Origin of the sequence: Bradyrhizobium sp. WSM3983, from assembly GCF_000473045.1 — a bacterium.
In the GTDB taxonomy this organism is placed as follows: domain Bacteria; phylum Pseudomonadota; class Alphaproteobacteria; order Rhizobiales; family Xanthobacteraceae; genus Bradyrhizobium.
The window spans coordinates 89,909-107,134 of record NZ_AXAY01000032.1; the positions used below are offsets into that span (position 1 = coordinate 89,909).

General features: G+C 63.9%; 14 protein-coding genes and 1 pseudogene. 9 read left to right on the forward strand and 6 right to left on the reverse strand.

The window, feature by feature from the left end; genetic code table 11:
* Positions 1 to 139 precede the first annotated feature (139 nt).
* Positions 140 to 397 carry a hypothetical protein gene (locus YUA_RS0133710; RefSeq protein ID WP_027534636.1) on the forward strand — a complete coding sequence of 86 codons (258 nt, stop codon included), beginning with the start codon at positions 140 to 142 and terminating at the stop codon, positions 395 to 397.
* Positions 398 to 586: 189 nt separating this feature from the next.
* Entirely contained in the window at positions 587 to 2,440 is a 1,854-nt protein-coding gene (locus tag YUA_RS0133715) for a potassium transporter Kup (RefSeq protein ID WP_027534637.1), read from the forward strand.
* A 110-nt stretch (positions 2,441 to 2,550) separates the two neighbouring features.
* On the opposite strand, the gene gyrA is transcribed toward YUA_RS0133715, so the two are convergent.
* Both gyrA and YUA_RS0133725 read right to left on the reverse strand, forming a co-directional pair.
* Positions 2,551 to 5,295 carry a DNA gyrase subunit A gene (gene gyrA / locus YUA_RS0133720; RefSeq protein ID WP_027534638.1) on the reverse strand — a complete coding sequence of 915 codons (2,745 nt, stop codon included), beginning with the start codon at positions 5,293 to 5,295 and terminating at the stop codon, positions 2,551 to 2,553.
* 168 nt (positions 5,296 to 5,463) lie between these two features.
* Positions 5,464 to 5,862, reverse strand: a complete 399-nt coding sequence (locus YUA_RS0133725; RefSeq protein ID WP_027534639.1) for a DUF2306 domain-containing protein — start codon at positions 5,860 to 5,862, stop codon at positions 5,464 to 5,466.
* 310 nt (positions 5,863 to 6,172) lie between these two features.
* On the opposite strand from YUA_RS0133725, the gene YUA_RS0133730 reads away from it, so the two are divergent.
* The gene (locus tag YUA_RS0133730; protein ID WP_027534640.1) at positions 6,173 to 6,523 is read left to right on the forward strand and encodes a low molecular weight protein tyrosine phosphatase family protein; all 351 of its coding nucleotides are present in this window, start codon (positions 6,173 to 6,175) and stop codon (positions 6,521 to 6,523) included.
* An 11-nt stretch (positions 6,524 to 6,534) separates the two neighbouring features.
* Here YUA_RS0133730 and YUA_RS0133735 read toward each other — a convergent pair whose 3' ends face one another.
* Positions 6,535 to 7,035, reverse strand: coding sequence for a single-stranded DNA-binding protein (locus YUA_RS0133735; RefSeq protein ID WP_027534641.1), 501 nt, complete (start codon positions 7,033 to 7,035; stop codon positions 6,535 to 6,537).
* A gap of 436 nt (positions 7,036 to 7,471) precedes the next feature.
* On the opposite strand from YUA_RS0133735, the gene YUA_RS0133740 reads away from it, so the two are divergent.
* The 4 genes from YUA_RS0133740 (at position 7,472) to YUA_RS0133755 (ending at position 12,773) form a co-directional block, all read left to right on the forward strand.
* Positions 7,472 to 8,233 carry an outer membrane protein gene (locus YUA_RS0133740; protein ID WP_027534642.1) on the forward strand — a complete coding sequence of 254 codons (762 nt, stop codon included), beginning with the start codon at positions 7,472 to 7,474 and terminating at the stop codon, positions 8,231 to 8,233.
* Between the two features lie 271 nt (positions 8,234 to 8,504).
* A complete protein-coding gene (locus tag YUA_RS50475; RefSeq protein WP_027534643.1) occupies positions 8,505 to 8,696 on the forward strand; it encodes an outer membrane protein in 192 nt (63 codons plus the stop codon).
* A 402-nt stretch (positions 8,697 to 9,098) separates the two neighbouring features.
* Positions 9,099 to 12,083 (forward strand): excinuclease ABC subunit UvrA, encoded by a 2,985-nt coding sequence (gene uvrA, locus YUA_RS0133750; RefSeq protein ID WP_027534644.1) that lies wholly within the window; start codon positions 9,099 to 9,101, stop codon positions 12,081 to 12,083.
* Positions 12,084 to 12,203: 120 nt separating this feature from the next.
* Entirely contained in the window at positions 12,204 to 12,773 is a 570-nt protein-coding gene (locus YUA_RS0133755; protein WP_027534645.1) for a DinB family protein, read from the forward strand.
* Position 12,774: 1 nt separating this feature from the next.
* Here the strand turns inward: YUA_RS0133755 and YUA_RS52810 are convergent.
* Positions 12,775 to 12,873: pseudogene (locus YUA_RS52810) on the reverse strand (RNA--NAD 2'-phosphotransferase); the annotation flags it as partial.
* A 633-nt stretch (positions 12,874 to 13,506) separates the two neighbouring features.
* On the opposite strand from YUA_RS52810, the gene YUA_RS0133775 reads away from it, so the two are divergent.
* Entirely contained in the window at positions 13,507 to 14,157 is a 651-nt protein-coding gene (locus YUA_RS0133775; RefSeq protein WP_027534647.1) for an HAD-IA family hydrolase, read from the forward strand.
* Positions 14,158 to 14,264: 107 nt separating this feature from the next.
* The gene (locus YUA_RS0133780; protein WP_027534648.1) at positions 14,265 to 15,191 is read left to right on the forward strand and encodes a nucleoside hydrolase; all 927 of its coding nucleotides are present in this window, start codon (positions 14,265 to 14,267) and stop codon (positions 15,189 to 15,191) included.
* A 103-nt stretch (positions 15,192 to 15,294) separates the two neighbouring features.
* On the opposite strand, the gene YUA_RS0133785 is transcribed toward YUA_RS0133780, so the two are convergent.
* Both YUA_RS0133785 and YUA_RS0133790 read right to left on the reverse strand, forming a co-directional pair.
* Positions 15,295 to 16,242 (reverse strand): cytochrome D1 domain-containing protein, encoded by a 948-nt coding sequence (locus YUA_RS0133785; protein WP_027534649.1) that lies wholly within the window; start codon positions 16,240 to 16,242, stop codon positions 15,295 to 15,297.
* A gap of 2 nt (positions 16,243 to 16,244) precedes the next feature.
* Entirely contained in the window at positions 16,245 to 16,811 is a 567-nt protein-coding gene (locus YUA_RS0133790) for an SRPBCC family protein (RefSeq protein WP_027534650.1), read from the reverse strand.
* Positions 16,812 to 17,226 lie beyond the last annotated feature (415 nt).

Below are 17,226 nucleotides of genomic sequence, written 5' to 3' on the forward strand. Positions count from 1 at the left end.
CACGAAACAAAACGGCGCACGAACGAAACCATTTCCGGCGTCGGCGAAGACGTCCGGAAACTGCCCATGGTTACTAATCCAGCCAACGAATGACGGGCCGCGCACTGGGCGTAGCGGCCGCATCACAGGGGACCGTCAAATGATCAAGGCTCTTTCAGCGATCGCTATTGCTGCGTGTTTTGCTACCGCCCTCACCCTCCTGCCCGGTTTTGCTCCCACCGTCGAAGCCAGCGTGCCGCAGCCGCTTGCCAAGAGCGACCGGCTCGACATCAAGACCATCGGCCGCGATTGTTCGCAGCAGGCTTGGCCGAACTTCGAGGCGTCGTGCCTGCGCCGCGCCGGCACCAAGGCCGATGTCCGCGTCGCGCGCCTCGTGACGGCGGACCGCGCGCCGTAGGCGGTCTGTCAGCTTGGCGTCATAAACCTCGCGATAAACACCATGGATATTTGCGACGTCTCGTCGCAGACTGTGTGACGCTCGCGCCCGTCGGATTGACCCGATGGGCGCGGTCCCATTGAGGGGTCGCATTTGTCCAGTACGCCCGCAGTCGCTTCCGGCCATCATCCTGACCCTCTGCCGATTGCCATGACCCTGGGCGCCCTCGGGGTGGTCTATGGCGATATCGGCACCAGCCCCCTCTACGCCCTGAAGGAAGCCGCCAAGGCGGCCGCGCATGGCGGCACAGTGACTCCCGAGGCTGTCCTGGGCGTTGCCTCGCTGATCCTCTGGGCGCTGCTGCTGATCATCTCGCTGAAATATGCGCTGCTGATCCTGCGCGCGGACAACCGCGGCGAAGGCGGCATCGTCGCACTGCTGGCGCTGCTGCATGCCCGCCACGCCCAGCCCGGCACCTGGCGCGCACATCTTCTGGTGGTTGGGCTGATCGGCGCGGCGCTGCTCTACGGCGACGGCGCAATCACGCCGGCGATCTCGGTGCTCTCTGCCATCGAAGGCCTCAAGGTCGACGCGCCCTCGCTCTCGCCTGCGGTCGTGCCCATCACCATCGCCATCCTGGTCGGCCTGTTCATGATGCAGAAGCAGGGCACCGGTTTCATCGGCCGCATCTTCGGACCGGTGATGCTGGCCTGGTTCTTCGTGCTGGCCGCGCTCGGCATCCACGGCATCGTCAAGGCGCCGGCGGTCCTGGCGGCGCTCAGTCCGCTCTATGCCTTCGACTTCCTGATCCACCGGGACTTCCATATCTCCTTCGCGATCCTCGGCGCCGCCTTCCTCGCCGTGACCGGCGGCGAGGCGATGTATGCCGACATGGGGCATTTCGGCCGCCTGCCGATCCGGCTTGCCTGGTTCGCAATCTGCCTGCCGGCGCTGGTGCTGAACTATTTCGGCCAGGCCGCGCTGCTGATCACGGATCCCGGCATGATCGAGAATCCGTTCTTCCAGCTCTGCCCTGACGTCCTGCATTACGCGCTGGTCGCGTTCTCAGCCGTGGCGACCGTGATCGCCTCGCAGGCAATCATCTCCGGCGTGTTCTCGCTGACCCAGCAGTCGATCCAGCTCGGCTTCCTGCCGCGCATGCAGATCCGCCACACCACCAGCGATGCGATCGGCCAGATCTACGTGCCGCTGGTGAACTGGCTGCTCGCCGCCGCAACGCTCGGCGCGGTGCTGAGCTTCGGCACATCGGACGCGTTGGCCGGCGCCTATGGCATCGCCGTCTCGCTGCTGATGGCGATCACCACGCTGCTCGCCGCCCTGGTCGCGATCCAGTGGGGCTATTCGACTTGGCTGGTGGTGGCCGTGAACGGCTTCTTCTTCGTGATCGACGTGATCTTCTTCTCGGCCAACTCGATCAAGCTGTTCGAGGGCGGATGGTTTCCGCTGCTGCTTGCGGCCTTCGTCGCCTTCCTGATGCTGACATGGCGCAGCGGTGTGAAGCTGGTCGAGGCCGCGCGCGGCAAGCTGCGCCAGCCGGAGGAGGATCTGATCGAGACCGCGGTCAACAAGTGCAGCGCCCGGCTGCCAGGCACAGCCGTTTTCCTGGCGTCCGCGCCGAACGGCGTGCCGCTGGCGCTCACGCAGTTCGTCAAGCACAACCACGTGCTGCACGAGCGCATCATCCTCGTCACCGTGCTGATCGAGGAACTGCCGCACGTCCCCGACCAGGATCGCGCCGAGGTGATCGAGATCATCACCGGCATCACCCGCGTGATCCTGCATTACGGCTTCATGCAGAACCCGACGATCTATGAGGGACTGACGCTCGCCTGCCGCCAGGGCAAGCTGCCCGGCATCGACCTCTCCGACATCACCTATTATGTCGGCCGCGAGACCATCATCCCGAGCGAGGACATCCCGGGCATGTGGGTTTGGCGCGAAGGCCTGTTCGCATTCCTCCAGCGCAACGCCGAACGCTCGGCGGCGTTCTTCGGCGTGCCGACCAAGCAGGTCGTGGAGTTCGGCACGGAGCTGGAGATTTAGCTTGTCAGTGCGGTAGCCCGGATGGAGTGAAGCGCTATCCGGGTTTCTAACTACGCGTGAGGGAGACCCGGATTTCGCTGCGCTCCATCCGGGCTACGAGGGGTGAAGCATCACTCCCCGCTCGTCTCCCCATTCGCACCATTCCCGCTCTCGGCCTCTTCCGTGATGTGCTCGACCGAGACGACGTGCTCGTCCTCGGCGGTGTCGAACACGATCACGCCCTGGGTCGAGCGGCCGGCGATGCGGATGCCCTCGACCGGGCAGCGGATCAGCTGGCCCTTGTCGGTGACCAGCATGATTTGATCAGCATCCTCGACGGGGAAGGACGCCACCAGATTGCCGTTGCGGTTGTTGACGCTCATGGCGACGATGCCTTTGCCGCCGCGGCCCGTGGTGCGGTACTCGTAGGACGAGGTCCGCTTGCCATAGCCGTTGACGGAGACGGTCAGCACGACCTGCTCCTGCGCCGACATCTCGACATAGCGCTCCTGCGCAAGCTGGAAGCTGCCAGTGGTCTCCTCGGCCTCCGCATCCGCCGCGGGTTCCTCCGTCGCGGCCTCACCGGCGACAGCGCGGCGCATCTTCAGGTAGGCCGAGCGCTCGTCCGAGGTGGTCTCGACATGGCGCAGGATCGCCAGCGAAATCACCTTGTCGCCCTCGCCAAGTGCAATGCCACGTACGCCCATCGAGGTGCGCCCGGTGAACACGCGCACGTCGGGGACCGGGAAGCGGATGCACTGGCCGCCGGCGCCGGTCAGCAGCACGTCGTCGCGCTCGGTGCAGATCTGCACGTCGACGATCGCTTCACTGTCGTCGAGCTTCATGGCGATGATGCCGGAGCGGCGAACGTCGACGAAGTCGGAGAGCTTGTTGCGCCGGACGTTGCCGCCGGTGGTCGCGAACATCACGTCGAGGTTGGCCCAGGTCGATTCATCCTCCGGTAGCGGCATGATGGTGGTGATGCGCTCGCCCTGCTCGAGCGGCAGGATATTGATCATCGCCTTGCCGCGCGCGTTCGGCGCGGCCATCGGCAGGCGCCAGACCTTTTCCTTGTAGACCTGGCCGCGCGACGAGAAGAACAGCACCGGCGTGTGCGTGGAGGCCACGAACAGCCGGCTGACGAAATCCTCGTCGCGGGTCTGCATGCCGGCGCGGCCTTTGCCGCCGCGGCGCTGGGCGCGATAGGCCGACAGCGGCACGCGCTTGACGTAGCCAGCGTGGGAAACGGTGACGACCATGTCCTCGCGCTGGATCAGGTCCTCGTCCTCAACCTCGCCTTCCTGCTCGATGATCACGGTGCGGCGCGGCGTGGCGAATTCGGCCCTCACCTCGGCAAGCTCGGTCTTGATGATGCCCAGCACACGGTCGCGCGAGCGGAGGATGTCGAGATAATCGGCGATCTCGCCGGCGAGCTTGTCGAGTTCCTCGCGGATTTCGTCACGGCCGAGCGCGGTGAGGCGCTGAAGGCGCAGGTCGAGAATGGCCCTCGCCTGTTCCATCGACAGCCGGATCGTGCCGTCCTCGCTGATGCGGTGGCGTGGATCGTCGATCAGCGTCAGCATGTCCTCGACATCGCGAGCTGGCCAGTCGCGCGACATCAGGGTGTCGCGCGCGGTGGTCGGGTCGGGCGAAGTCCGGATGACGCGGATCATCTCATCGATATTGGCAACCGCGATCGCCAGGCCGACCAAAATATGCGCGCGATCGCGCGCCTTGGCGAGCAGGTACTTGGTGCGCCGCGTGACGACCCGCTCACGGAAGTCGACGAAGATGGCGAGCAGGTCCTTCAGATGCATGATCCGCGGACGGCCGCTGTCGAGGGCCACCATGTTGACGCCGAAACTCGTCTGAAGCGGCGTGAACCTGTAGAGCTGGTTCAGCACCACATCCGGCACCGCGTCGCGTTTCAATTCGATCACGACGCGGTAGCCGTCGCGGTCCGATTCATCGCGCAGGTCGCCGATGCCCTCGATCTTCTTTTCCTTGACCAGCTCGGCGATGCGCTCGACCATCGTCGCCTTGTTCACCTGGTAGGGAATCTCGGTGATGATGATCGCTTCGCGCTCCTTGCGGATGGTCTCGATCGCGACCTTGCCGCGCATGACAACCGAGCCGCGGCCCAGGTGATAGGCGGAGCGGATGCCCTGACGTCCGAGAATGACGCCGCCGGTCGGGAAATCCGGTCCCGGCACGATGTTGATGAGTTCGTCGATGGTCAGCGCGGGGTTATCGATCAGCGCAACGCAGGCATCGATGACCTCGCCGAGATTGTGCGGCGGGATGTTGGTCGCCATGCCGACCGCGATGCCGCCCGCGCCATTGACGAGAAGGTTCGGGAACTTGGCGGGGAGAACCGACGGCTCGGTCTCGTTGTTGTCGTAGTTCGGCTGGAAGTCGACGGTATCCTTGTCGATGTCGGCCAGCAGGGCCAGCGCCGCCTTCGTCAGCCGCGCCTCGGTGTAACGATAGGCGGCTGGGGGATCGCCGTCGACCGAGCCGAAATTGCCCTGACCGTCGATCAGCGGCACGCGCATCGAGAAGTCCTGCGCCATGCGGACCATGGCGTCGTAAATCGACTGGTCGCCGTGCGGGTGATACTTACCGATGACGTCGCCGACCACGCGGGCGGACTTGACGTACTTCTTGTCTGGCGTGTGCCCCTGCTCGTTCATCGAGTACAGGATGCGGCGATGCACCGGCTTCAGACCGTCGCGGGCATCGGGCAGCGCACGCGCCACGATCACGCTCATGGCGTAGTCGAGATACGACTTCTTCATCTCCTCGAAGATGGAGACGGGGCGAATGTCTGAGGGTTGCGCCGGCTGGTCGCCGGGCTTGTTGTCGTCGTCAGCCAAGGGGGAATCCGGTGAGATTTTATCTGGGAATCATATAGCGCATCGAGGTCCTGATAACCACCCTTGGGGGCTTCCGGGAAGCGCTTTTTCCGACTGTTTTTCCAGAGACTTACGGCCTGCGCACCACCGCCTTGGGCGAGGCCCGAACGAGCCGCCCGGAACCGCCCCTTACGCCCCGAAAAACACGCTGTGCATGATGCGCCCGGGCACCAGCGTGAACAGCCCCGCCACCACCAGCGCGCCGGTGAAGAGCAGGATCATGATGCGGCGGTGATCGGTCACGCGATGCGTGTGGGCCCGCCACACCGCCAGCGGCAGCATCACCAGCGTGAAGATCGACAGGAGGTGGATCGGGCTGAACGGCCCGGCCATGCGGATCTGGTGGATCCAGAACGACGAGGCGGCCACCACGGCCATCAGCGCCACCCAGATCCAGCCGACCGTCCGATGCGGCAGCGTGCCCTTGGGCGCGGCGAACTGGACGATGCCAAGCACGAAGGCCGCCATCGCCGCGAAGGCGTGCAGCGGGATCGCCGGAGCGGCGTCAAGCAGTGGCGCGAGGCTCATGCGGCGCATCCTCCGGCCGGGAGCGACCATGTGAACAGGATTAACATAAAGTTAATACCATTTACATTGCGGCCCGTCAAAAGCCTTGAGGCAGCACATGAGGCCAGCCCCGGAAAACCGAGCTTACCTCGCCGATTGGTAAGAAATCCTGTTGCGTCACGCGAACGGGAGCCCTGGTCACGAAGCGCTTCGCCGCTGGCAAATTTCCATCGGCTGGCAGAAGGTGTGTATGTAACTGGACTTTGGAATCCGGCCCGATTTGCGGGCCAGGTCGATCGGGCTGTCCCCGGTCGTCGCGTGGAGCGGTGAAGTGACCAACGTCCTCTTCGTCTGCAGTGCCAATCGCCTCCGCAGCCCGACCGCCGAACAAGTGTTTTCGACCTGGCCGGGGATCGAGACCGACTCGGCCGGCATCTCGAACGACGCGGACGTACCGTTGTCCACCGAGCAGGTCGAATGGGCCAACATCATCTTCGTCATGGAGAAGACCCACCGAAACAAGCTGAACCGGAAATTCCGCTCGAGCCTGAACGGCAAGCGGGTCATCTGCCTCGACATTCCGGACGACTACGAATTCATGGATCCGGTCCTGGTCCGGATGCTCGAAACCCGCGCAGGCCGTTTCCTGTCCCGCCCCGCGCCGGCTCGTCCCAGCCCTTAGAAGACCTCGCCTCAGAACGGGATGTCGTCGTCCATGTCGTTGTTGCGGCCACCACCGGTGCCTGCGGCCACGGCACGGCGCGGCGCGCTGCTGACGGGACCGGAGGAGCCGAAATCGCCGCCCGGCTCGTCGCCGAAGCTGCCGCCTCCCCCGCCACCGCCGCGGCCGTCGAGCATCGTCAGGGTCGAGTTGAAGCCCTGCAGCACGACCTCGGTGGAGTACTTCTCCACGCCGCTTTGGTCGGTCCATTTGCGGGTCTGGAGCGCGCCCTCGATGTAAACCTTGGCGCCCTTCTTGAGGTACTGCTCGGCGACCTTGCAGAGGCCTTCATTGAAGATCACGACGCGATGCCACTCGGTCTTTTCCTTGCGCTCGCCGCTATTTTTGTCGCGCCAGGTCTCGGAGGTCGCGATGCTCAGATTCGCGATTGGCCGTCCGTCCTGGGTGCGGCGGATTTCCGGATCCTTGCCGAGATTTCCAACCAGAATGACCTTGTTGACGCTTCCCGCCATCGCCGCTCTCCACTCCAAATGCCACGAATTTTGAAAGGCGCGCCCGCGCTGCCGCCTGTTGGGCCGACCCTATACGCTTGCGAGCACTGATCAGCCTGCCACACCCTCGGTTATCCCCACATATAGCATCAGCCGAACATTTGTTCCAGATTTGTTCCCACCAAAATTCAAACTGCCGGGCGGCTGCGAGCGGGAACCCGTGCCGCTCTTCACGGTGCGATGAATAGGAACCCGACGGGCCGGTCTAATCCAAGGAAAAGCGCTTAACATTCATGAAGTTAAGTGCATGCGAGTTAGCCCGCGAGTGTTGCATTCCGGAGACGGACTTTACGTCCAAGTGGGGCTACGATGACTTCGGAATTTAATTCTTATGGGCGTCGCGCCTGATTGACCGCTTCGGGGGACTTCTGAAGCGGACGACACTGGGGAGACTGCAATGAAGAAAATTCTATTCAGCACAATTGGTATCGTTGCGTTTGGCCTGTCCGCGCCCGCAAGCGCGGCGGATCTTGCGGCCCGTCCTTACACCAAGGCGCCGGCGCCGATGATCGCCACCATCTACGACTGGAGCGGCTTCTACATCGGCATCAACGGCGGCGGCGGATCGAGCCGCAATTGCTGGGACTTCGTGACGCCGGTGACAGGCACGCTGATCACCGACGGCTGCCATAACGCCACCGGCGGCACGGTGGGTGGTCAGGTCGGCTATCGCTGGCAGTCCAGCCAGTGGGTGTTTGGCTTCGAAGGCCAAGGCAACTGGGCTGACTTCAGCGGACGCAACATCAGCCCGACGGCCCTGGATCAGGAGAACCGTTCAAGGATCGATGCATTCGGCCTGATTACCGGCCAGATCGGCTATGCATGGAACAACGTCTTGGTCTACGTGAAAGGCGGCGGCGCGGTCGTGGCCGACAAGTACGACCTCGCCGTCGCACCTGGATTCGTGGGTGCAGGCGCCATCACCGGTTCGGCCCGCCAAACCCGCTGGGGCGGAACAGTTGGCGCAGGTCTCGAATTTGGCTTCGCCCCGAACTGGTCGGTTGGCGTTGAGTACGACCACATCTTCCTTGGCAATCGTAACATCGATTTCACCTTGGGCGGTGCTTTCGTCCAAACCGAACGCGTCCGCCAAGACGTCGACATGGGCCTCGTCCGCCTGAACTACCGCTGGGGCGGCCCGGTAATCGCGAAGTACTGATCCATCTGATTTCATTCGGAGATCGAAGGGCCGGCCTTGCGCCGGCCTTTTTGTTGCGGTTTCCCGATGAGAACTATAGGTCAGCGAGCGCTACAATTTGCGCCCGTTGTGACTTTTGGAAGACACAACTTGCGGCTTCATTGGTTTAAGGACGATATCAGTGGGACCATCGCGTCCGATGCCCTTCCGGCGCTCCGGTGGCCGTTGCTTCGGTCTACAACTGGACCGGCTTCTACATCGGCGCTAACGCCGGTAGCGGCTCAAGCCACAATTGCTGGGATACTACCGCTGGGGCTACAGCGCGGGCTTCGGCGTGGAATACGCCTTTGCGGAAAACTGGCCGGTCGGCGGCGAGTATGACCATCTGTTCCTCAGCCATCACGGCGGCGATCTCGCCAGCGCCATCCTGGTCCCGCCAGGACGCACCGAGCGCGGATCGGCCAGGACATCAACACCGGGCTGATCCGCGTCAATTACCGCTGGGGCGGCCCCGTCGTCGCCAAATGCTAAGCGAGCCACGAACCCCCAATGAATTTCAAAGGGACTTCAAAAAGGGACTTCAAAGGGACTTCCTCCAAGGTCCCGCTCATCTGCAGATTGCGCAAGGTCCGCAGTCGCACGTGAACGAAGGGCCGGCCTCGCGCTGGCCCTTCGCTTGTTCCGGAGGAGCTGCTGCCAGACCTGCTGCCAAGTCCCGCCAGCACGCCAACAATCCGTTGACGATTCCCAAGTCCCACTGGAAATCCGTCCTCGTTCTTCCTACGTTCGCTGACAACCTCATCGGCGCCGATCCCGGTTCCCGGCGAAGCGCGCCTTTTACGTCGGCGCGATCGCGCACCTTTGGGATTCCTTGAGGGCAACTCGGATGGATGAAGTGATCAAGGCGAAGCGCCAACAGCAGAACGCGGGCTCGAGCCTGCGCGCAATTACGATCCGTGGCGCGCGCGAGCACAACCTCAAGAACATCGACGTCGAGATTCCCCGCGATAAGCTCGTGGTGTTCACCGGCCTCTCAGGCTCCGGCAAATCCTCTCTCGCCTTCGACACCATCTATGCGGAAGGCCAGCGCCGCTATGTCGAGTCGCTGTCGGCCTATGCCCGCCAGTTCCTCGAGATGATGCAGAAGCCTGACGTCGACCAGATCGACGGCCTGTCGCCTGCGATCTCGATCGAGCAGAAGACGACGTCGAAGAACCCGCGCTCGACCGTCGGCACGGTGACCGAGATCTACGATTACATGCGCCTGCTCTGGGCGCGCGTCGGCGTGCCCTATTCGCCCGCGACGGGACTTCCGATCGAAAGCCAGACCGTCTCGCAGATGGTCGACCGCGTGCTGGCGCTGCCGGAAGGCACCCGCCTCTATCTGCTTGCGCCGGTCGTGCGCGGCCGCAAGGGCGAGTACCGCAAGGAACTCGCCGAATGGCTCAAGAAGGGCTTTCAGCGCGTCAAGATCGACGGCACCTTCTACGAGCTCGCGGAAGCGCCGACGCTCGACAAGAAATTCCCGCACGACATCGACGTCGTCGTCGACCGCATCGTGGTGCGCGCCGACATCGGCCAACGCCTCGCCGAAAGTTTTGAGACCGCGCTGAAGCTCGCCGAAGGCCTTGCAGTGATCGAGTATGCCGATGCACCGGCTGCTGCTGCGCCTGCCGAAGAGAAAGAGAAAAAGAAGACCGCAAAAATCCACGACAAGAGTGGGCCCGAGCGCATCCTGTTCTCGGAAAAATTCGCGTGCCCCGTCTCCGGCTTCACCATCCCCGAGATCGAGCCGCGCCTGTTCTCGTTCAACAACCCCTATGGCGCCTGTCCGGCCTGCGGCGGCCTCGGCGTCGAGCAGCATGTCGATGAAGACCTCGTCATCCCCGACAAGGAGCTCGCGATTGGCAAGGGCGCGATCGCGCCCTGGGCCAAATCGTCGTCGCCCTATTACACGCAGACGCTGACGGCGCTCGGCAAGCACTACAAATTCACGCTGACCACCAAATGGAAGGATCTGCCCAAGAAGACGCAGAACGCGATCCTTCATGGCTCCGGCGAGGATGAGATCAAGTTCTCCTATGAGGACGGCGTCCGTTCCTACGACACCAAGAAGCCGTTCGAAGGCGTCATCACCAACATCAACCGTCGCTATCGGGAAACCGAGAGCGAGTGGGCGCGCGAGGAGCTGGCAAAATATTTTCACGACGTGCCCTGCGGCGCCTGCAATGGCTTTCGGCTCAAGCCCGAGGCGCTTTGCGTCAAGATCGGCGGCAAGCATATCGGCGAGATCTCGGAGCTGTCCGTCAAGGGCGCCGGTGCGTGGTTCGAGACCGTGCCGGAGGCGCTGAACGCGCAGCAGAACGAGATCGCCGGCCGCATCCTCAAGGAGATCCGCGAGCGCCTCACCTTCCTGCTCGACGTCGGCCTCAACTATCTCACGCTGTCCCGCTCCTCCGGCACACTGTCTGGCGGCGAGAGCCAGCGCATCCGCCTGGCCTCGCAGATCGGCTCGGGCCTGACGGGCGTGCTCTACGTGCTGGACGAGCCTTCGATCGGCCTGCACCAGCGCGACAACGCGCGCCTGCTCGACACGCTGAAGCGGCTTCGCGATCTCGGCAACACCGTGATCGTGGTCGAGCATGACGAGGACGCGATTCTGCTGGCCGACCACGTGCTCGATATCGGTCCGGGGGCCGGCATGCATGGCGGCCACATCATCGCCGAAGGCACGCCCGCCGAGATCATGCGCAACCCGAAATCGCTGACCGGCAAATATCTCACCGGCGAACTCGAGGTCGAGGTGCCGGAGCGGCGTCCGCCGAACCATCGCCGCACCATCAAGGTGGTGAACGCCCGCGGCAATAACCTCAAGAACGTCACGGCCGAAATTCCGCTCGGCCTGTTCACCGCCGTCACCGGCGTCTCCGGCGGCGGCAAGTCGACGCTGCTGATCGACACGCTCTACAAGGCGATCGCGCGCAAGCTGAACAACGCCAGCGAAGGCGCAGCGCCGCACGACCGCATCGAGGGCCTCGAGCATATCGACAAGATCATCGACATCGACCAGTCGCCGATCGGCCGCACGCCGCGCTCCAACCCGGCGACCTACACCGGCGCCTTCACGCCGATCCGCGAATGGTTCGCAGGGCTTCCCGAGGCGAAGGCGCGCGGCTACGAGCCCGGCCGCTTCTCCTTCAACGTCAAGGGTGGCCGCTGCGAGGCATGCCAGGGCGACGGTGTCATCAAGATCGAGATGCACTTCCTGCCCGACGTCTACGTCACCTGCGACGTCTGCAAAGGCAAGCGCTACAACCGCGAGACGCTCGAAGTCCTGTTCAAGGGCAAGAGCATCGCCGACGTGCTCGACATGACCGTCGAGGAAGCTGCCGAGTTCTTCAAGGCGGTGCCGCGCGTGCGCGAGACCTTCCAGACCCTGCACCGGGTCGGCCTCGACTACATCCATGTCGGCCAACAAGCGACGACGCTCTCGGGCGGCGAAGCGCAACGCGTCAAGCTGGCAAAAGAGCTATCCAAGCGCGCCACCGGCCGCACGCTCTACATCCTGGATGAGCCGACCACCGGCCTGCACTTCCACGACGTCAAGAAGCTGCTGGAGGTGCTGCACGAGCTGGTCGCGCAAGGAAACACGGTCGTCGTCATCGAGCACAATCTCGAAGTCATCAAGACCGCCGACTGGGTCATCGACCTCGGCCCCGAAGGGGGCGACGGCGGCGGCGAGATCGTCGCCTGGGGCCCGCCGGAAGACATCGTGAAAGCGCAGCGGAGCTACACCGGCAAGTTTTTGGAACCGGTGCTGAAGAAGGCGCGCAAACCGAAGCGGCGGAGCACGAGCGAGGCGGCAGAGTAGAAGATTGGATCAAAGCCGCAGGGCGGATTAGCGAGGCGCAATCCGCCACGGCTCCTCCGGCGATACCGGTGGACGCTTCGTTAGCGCTACGAACCGCGCAGGACCTGGGGAAGAACCAACATGTCCGCTGGACTTGTGCAGACTTATCGGGCCTTCGCCCACAACAATGCTTGGGCAAACCATCGCCTCCTCACCGCCTGCGCCGGTCTAAGCCAGGCGGATTTCGAAGCCCAGCGAACCGGATTCTTCCCGAGCCTGCAGCGCACGCTGAACCACGTCTATGTGATCGACCTCTTTTACATCGATGCCCTTGAGGGTGGCTGGCTCGGACCACGAGCCTGGAAGAACGAGGTGCCATACCCCTCACTTTCCGAGTTGAAGCCCGCCCAAGCAGCACTAGACAAGCGATTGCTCGCAGTCTGCGATGCGCTGACGCCTGAGCTTCTCTGCGGCTCGATCCGGATCAACCGTGACACACGAGTCCAAACCGAGCGCCGCGATCGGCTCCTGATGCATCTCTTCCAGCATCAGATTCATCATCGCGGGCAGGCGCACGCCATGCTGTCCGAAACAGCCGTCGCCCCACCACAACTCGATGAGTTCTTCGCAGAAGGAGAAGCACCGCTTCGGGCTGCCGAGTTCGCCGATCTCGGCTGGACCGAGGAGACCGTTTGGAAATCGCGGATGTAAGCTACGCCAGGAATCCCGGTGGCACATGGTCGGTCAGCCACACGCCGTTGTCTGCGCGAAAAAACTTGAATCCCTTGGCATGCATGCCGCCGGCATCGAGGGAGCGATGCCCAGCCGAACCTACACACTCTTCCGCGACGCTATTCTCGCCGGACAGCAGGTGACCTGCGTCTACGAGGGCCGACATCGCGAGCTCTGCCCGCACATCATCGGCACCAACAAAAAAGGTGAGGAAGCCGTGCTGGCCTGGCAATTTGCCGGCGAAAGCAGCGGGCCTCTGCCGCAATGGCGATGCCTGAAGCTGGCCAATGTCAGCGCCGCCCGGGCACGCAGTGGCCGCTGGCACGAGGGCGGCTCGCATCGATCCACTCAGACTTGCGTTAGCACCATTGATCTCGACATCAATGTTCACGTGCGCAAACTGCGGTGAGCCCCTGCTAGCTGCCGACGAATTCAATAACCGCCTCTCCTCGCGCGGCGGCTTCAACAATTTGCGGCATGGCGCCCGGGAACTGGCGGCAACATGGGTCGCATCGTATCCGGCTCGACGCTTTGCATTCGCGAGTGCAAGTGGAAGCTGAGCATCGATTAGATAAAGCAAGCCATTTCGATGATCGGGTGGTCAACCTGACGGGCGGCATAGGCGAGCACTCTTGCCAGTAGCTTCGACATCTGCCACCTCTTCCTACCCAACATAGCATCTCCGACTGCCCGCAGTGCCCGCCACACCTCCATGCCCTACTCCCTCGCCATCTTCGATCTCGACGGCACCCTCGTCGACAGCTTCCCCTGGTTCCTGCGCACCATCAACGACGTGGCCGACCGCTTCGGCTTTCAGCGCGTCAGGGATGAGGACGTCGAGGGTCTGCGGCATGCGTCAACGCGCGAGATTCTCAGCCGGCTCGAAGTGCCGCTACGGAAGCTGCCGGCGATCGCGCGCTATGCGCGGCGGCTGAAGGGGGAAGCGGCCGCGGAGATTTCGCTGTTCGCGGGCGCCGAGGCGATGCTGCGGACGCTCGCAGAAAACGGCGTGCAGCTCGCGCTGGTGACGTCGGACAGCGAGGCCAATGCGCGGGCGAAGCTTGGCGTATCGGCCGCGCTGTTCTCGCATTTCGACTGCGCCGCTTCAGTATTCGGCAAGCCAGCAAAATTTCGCCGCGTGATCCGGCGCGCCGGCGTCGCCCCAGCAGAGGTGATTTCGATTGGCGACGAGGTCCGCGACATCGAGGCGGCGCGGGCGGTCGGGATTGCCTGCGGCGCGGTCAGCTGGGGTTATGCGGCACCAGCCGCGTTGCGGGCGCTTGCGCCGGATTACATGTTCGGCGGCATGCGCGACATTGCGGATACATTATGCGGAAACGTAGGCTGGATTAGCGAAGCGTAATCCACCACTGTTCGTATCCGCAGAGAAAGAGGTGGGTTACGCTGGCCGGCTGTGCTTCGCACAGCCGCCAGCTAACCCGCCTTACGAACTGTTCGAGGAGACGGTGAATGACACTCACGGATGCAGCCCGCCTCAAGCTCCTGGAGCCACCGGTCGGCAAGGTGCGCGTCGTGCTCGACACCGATACCTATAACGAGATCGATGACCAGTTCGCGCTGGTGCAGATGCTGCTGTCGCCGGAGCGTCTTGACGTCGAGGCGATCTACGCCGCGCCGTTCTTCAATGCGCGCGCGGACAGCCCCGGCCACGGCATGGAACTGAGCTATCAGGAGATCCTGCGCCTGCTGGCGCGCATGAACATCGCGCCCAGTGGCCTGGTTCACCGCGGCGTCACCGATTATGTCGGCCCCGGAAAGACGGCGAGGTCAGCCGCCGCCGTCGACGACCTCGTGGCCCGGGCGCGCGCGGGCACGTCTGACAATCCGCTCTACGTCATCGCCATCGGCGCCATCAGCAACGTCGCCTCTGCGCTGCTCGGGGCACCCGACATCATCGACCGCATCGTGGTGGTCTGGCTTGGCGGTCATGCGCTGGAATGGCCCGATACTGTCGAGTTCAATCTCAAGCAGGATGTCGGCGGCGCGCAGATGCTGCTCGACAGCGGCGTGCCGCTCGTCCTGGTGCCGTGCAAGGGCGTCACCTCGCGCCTGCACAGCACGGTGCCGGAGATCGAGCGCTACGTCGAACCGCACGGCAGCATCGGCGCGTTCCTTGCCATGCGGTTCAAGGAGTATGCGTCCGATCACATGGGCTGGGCCAAGGAGATCTGGGACATGGCGCCGGTTGGCTGGCTGCTCAATCCGGTGTGGGCACCAAGCGTGATCATCCCTGCCCCGGTTCTCACCGATCAAATGACCTGGAGCATCGACCGCCGGCGCCATCCGATCCGCTACGTGACCTATGTCGATCGCAACGCGATCCTGAAGGACTTTTTCGTGAAGCTGCGGGACTTCGCTGCGTCGCAGGTGCCGTAGGTGGGCAAAGCGTAGCGTGCCCACCACTGCGCGCCGAGGCAGCGGAACGATGGTGGGGCACGGGTGCTGCGCCGTTGCCCACCCTACGGCACTGCGCATCTTCCTACTCCGTCCTGCGCAAGAACGCCCCGAATGCGCGGGGACCGTCGCCGGTCTTGACCTCGCCGATCACCTTCAGCTCGGCGGCATCGATGATATCCAGCGTGTTGCTTTCCCAGCAGGCAACAATGATGCGCTTGCCGTCGGCGGTGGTATTGATGCCTTCGGGATAGTCGCCGACATTGATGCGCTTGACCGGCGTCAGCGTCGCGATATCGAACACGCTGACGGTGCCGCCGTACTGGTCGGTGACGAAGCCGCGGCCGAGCGTCAGCGCCACCGCATAGGGGCGCATCCCGACCGGCACGCGGCCGACTTCGCGCGCTTCTGCGATATCGATCACCGAGACGTCGTTGGAGCCGACATTGGCGGTGTAGGCGCGCTTGCCGTCGGCATCGATGGTGACACCGAACGGGCGGGTACCGACCTTGATGACCGCCTTGCGCTCGCGCGTCGCGGTGTCCACCAGCGAGACGCTGTCGTCGTCGCGGTCTGCCGAAAGCAGCAGCTTGCCATCGGGCGTCACCGCGAGCCCTGACGGCGAGGCGCCGACTGCAATGCTGGCGGTCACGCTGCGCGACGCCGCATCGATCACCCTCACCGCAGCCGCATACCAGTCGGCGAAATAGACGATCTTGCCGTCGGGCGCGACGGCAATGCCGAGTGGCCCGCCGCCGACCGCGATGCGGCCGGCGACCTGCCGCGTTGCGGCGTCCACCACCGTCACCGCCTTGGCGTCCGGGCTCGTCACATAGGCAAAGCGGCCGTCCGCGGTGACGGCGACGCCGGCCGGCTTGCCGCCGATCGGGATGGTCGCCACCGCGCGCGCTGTGGCGAGGTCAACGATCATCAGATCATCGCTGAGCTGATTGGTGACGAACGCCTCTTCGGCCGACGCGCCACTGACACAGGAGAGACTGGCGGCGAGCGCCGACAGGACCAGGACCCGCACGCTCAGCTTCCGCTCTCGATCTTCTTCTTCAGCGCTTCGAGGCCCGTCTGATAGAGCCCTTTCACCGCCTTGACCGAGGCCTCGTCACTCAGTTCCGGCGGCGGATCGTTGTTGGGAAAGCCGCGATAGAACGCGCCGGCCCATTCCAGCGTCGTGGCCTTGCCGTCGGCGCTGGGCGTCACCGTCAGCGTCGAGGAGTAGTTGTTGACCGGCAGCACCTTCACGTCGACGGCCGTGATCCGGTAGGAATAGGTCATCGCGGCGGCGTCGAACTTGTAGAGCTCCTCGTCGACGATGCCGCCACCGGTCAGCGTCAGCCGCCGCGTCGCGCCGATCTCATTGCCCTTCTCACCTTCGGTCTTGGTCACCGGCGGGAGCCAGCTCATGTCCTGGAAATTGCCGATCACCGCCCAGACCTTGGCCGCCGGTGCATTGATCTCGATGGACTCCCGCACCTTCTGCCGGGTCGGGCCATGGGCCCAAGTCGGCTCAAAACCCGCGGACAATGCCGTCCCCGCCACCGCCAGCGCCGCCACCCCGGCGATCGCCTTACCGATCGTCATCCTCATACCGTTTCCTCGCTCTTGGATCTGCGCGACTGACGCGCGCTGAGGACATCGTAACGCATTTTCGGGCCGTGGGGAGACCGCTTCGTGGCCTCCGAATGGCGGAGGCGCTGATCGCGCCCCACAATGCGTGCGGCCCAACCGGGCCCTCTCATCAGTCATCCACAAGGCGACGGGGGCAATAGTGCATCGCTCCCCGGGGAGCAACTGTGAAGTAGACCAGTGATCGGTCGACCTCAAGGCTGGCGCGTGCGCGCCACCGCCTCCGGCGGCTACGGCCTTGACGTCGTCCGCTCACCGGTCTTTAGGCCGGGCATGCGCTCGGCGGAAGCCGAGCGGGATCGCTCGCTTCGTACCGCCTGACGTCCCATTTTTCGCCGCGCGCTATCATGATGTTGAGGATCACGATCAGCTTGCG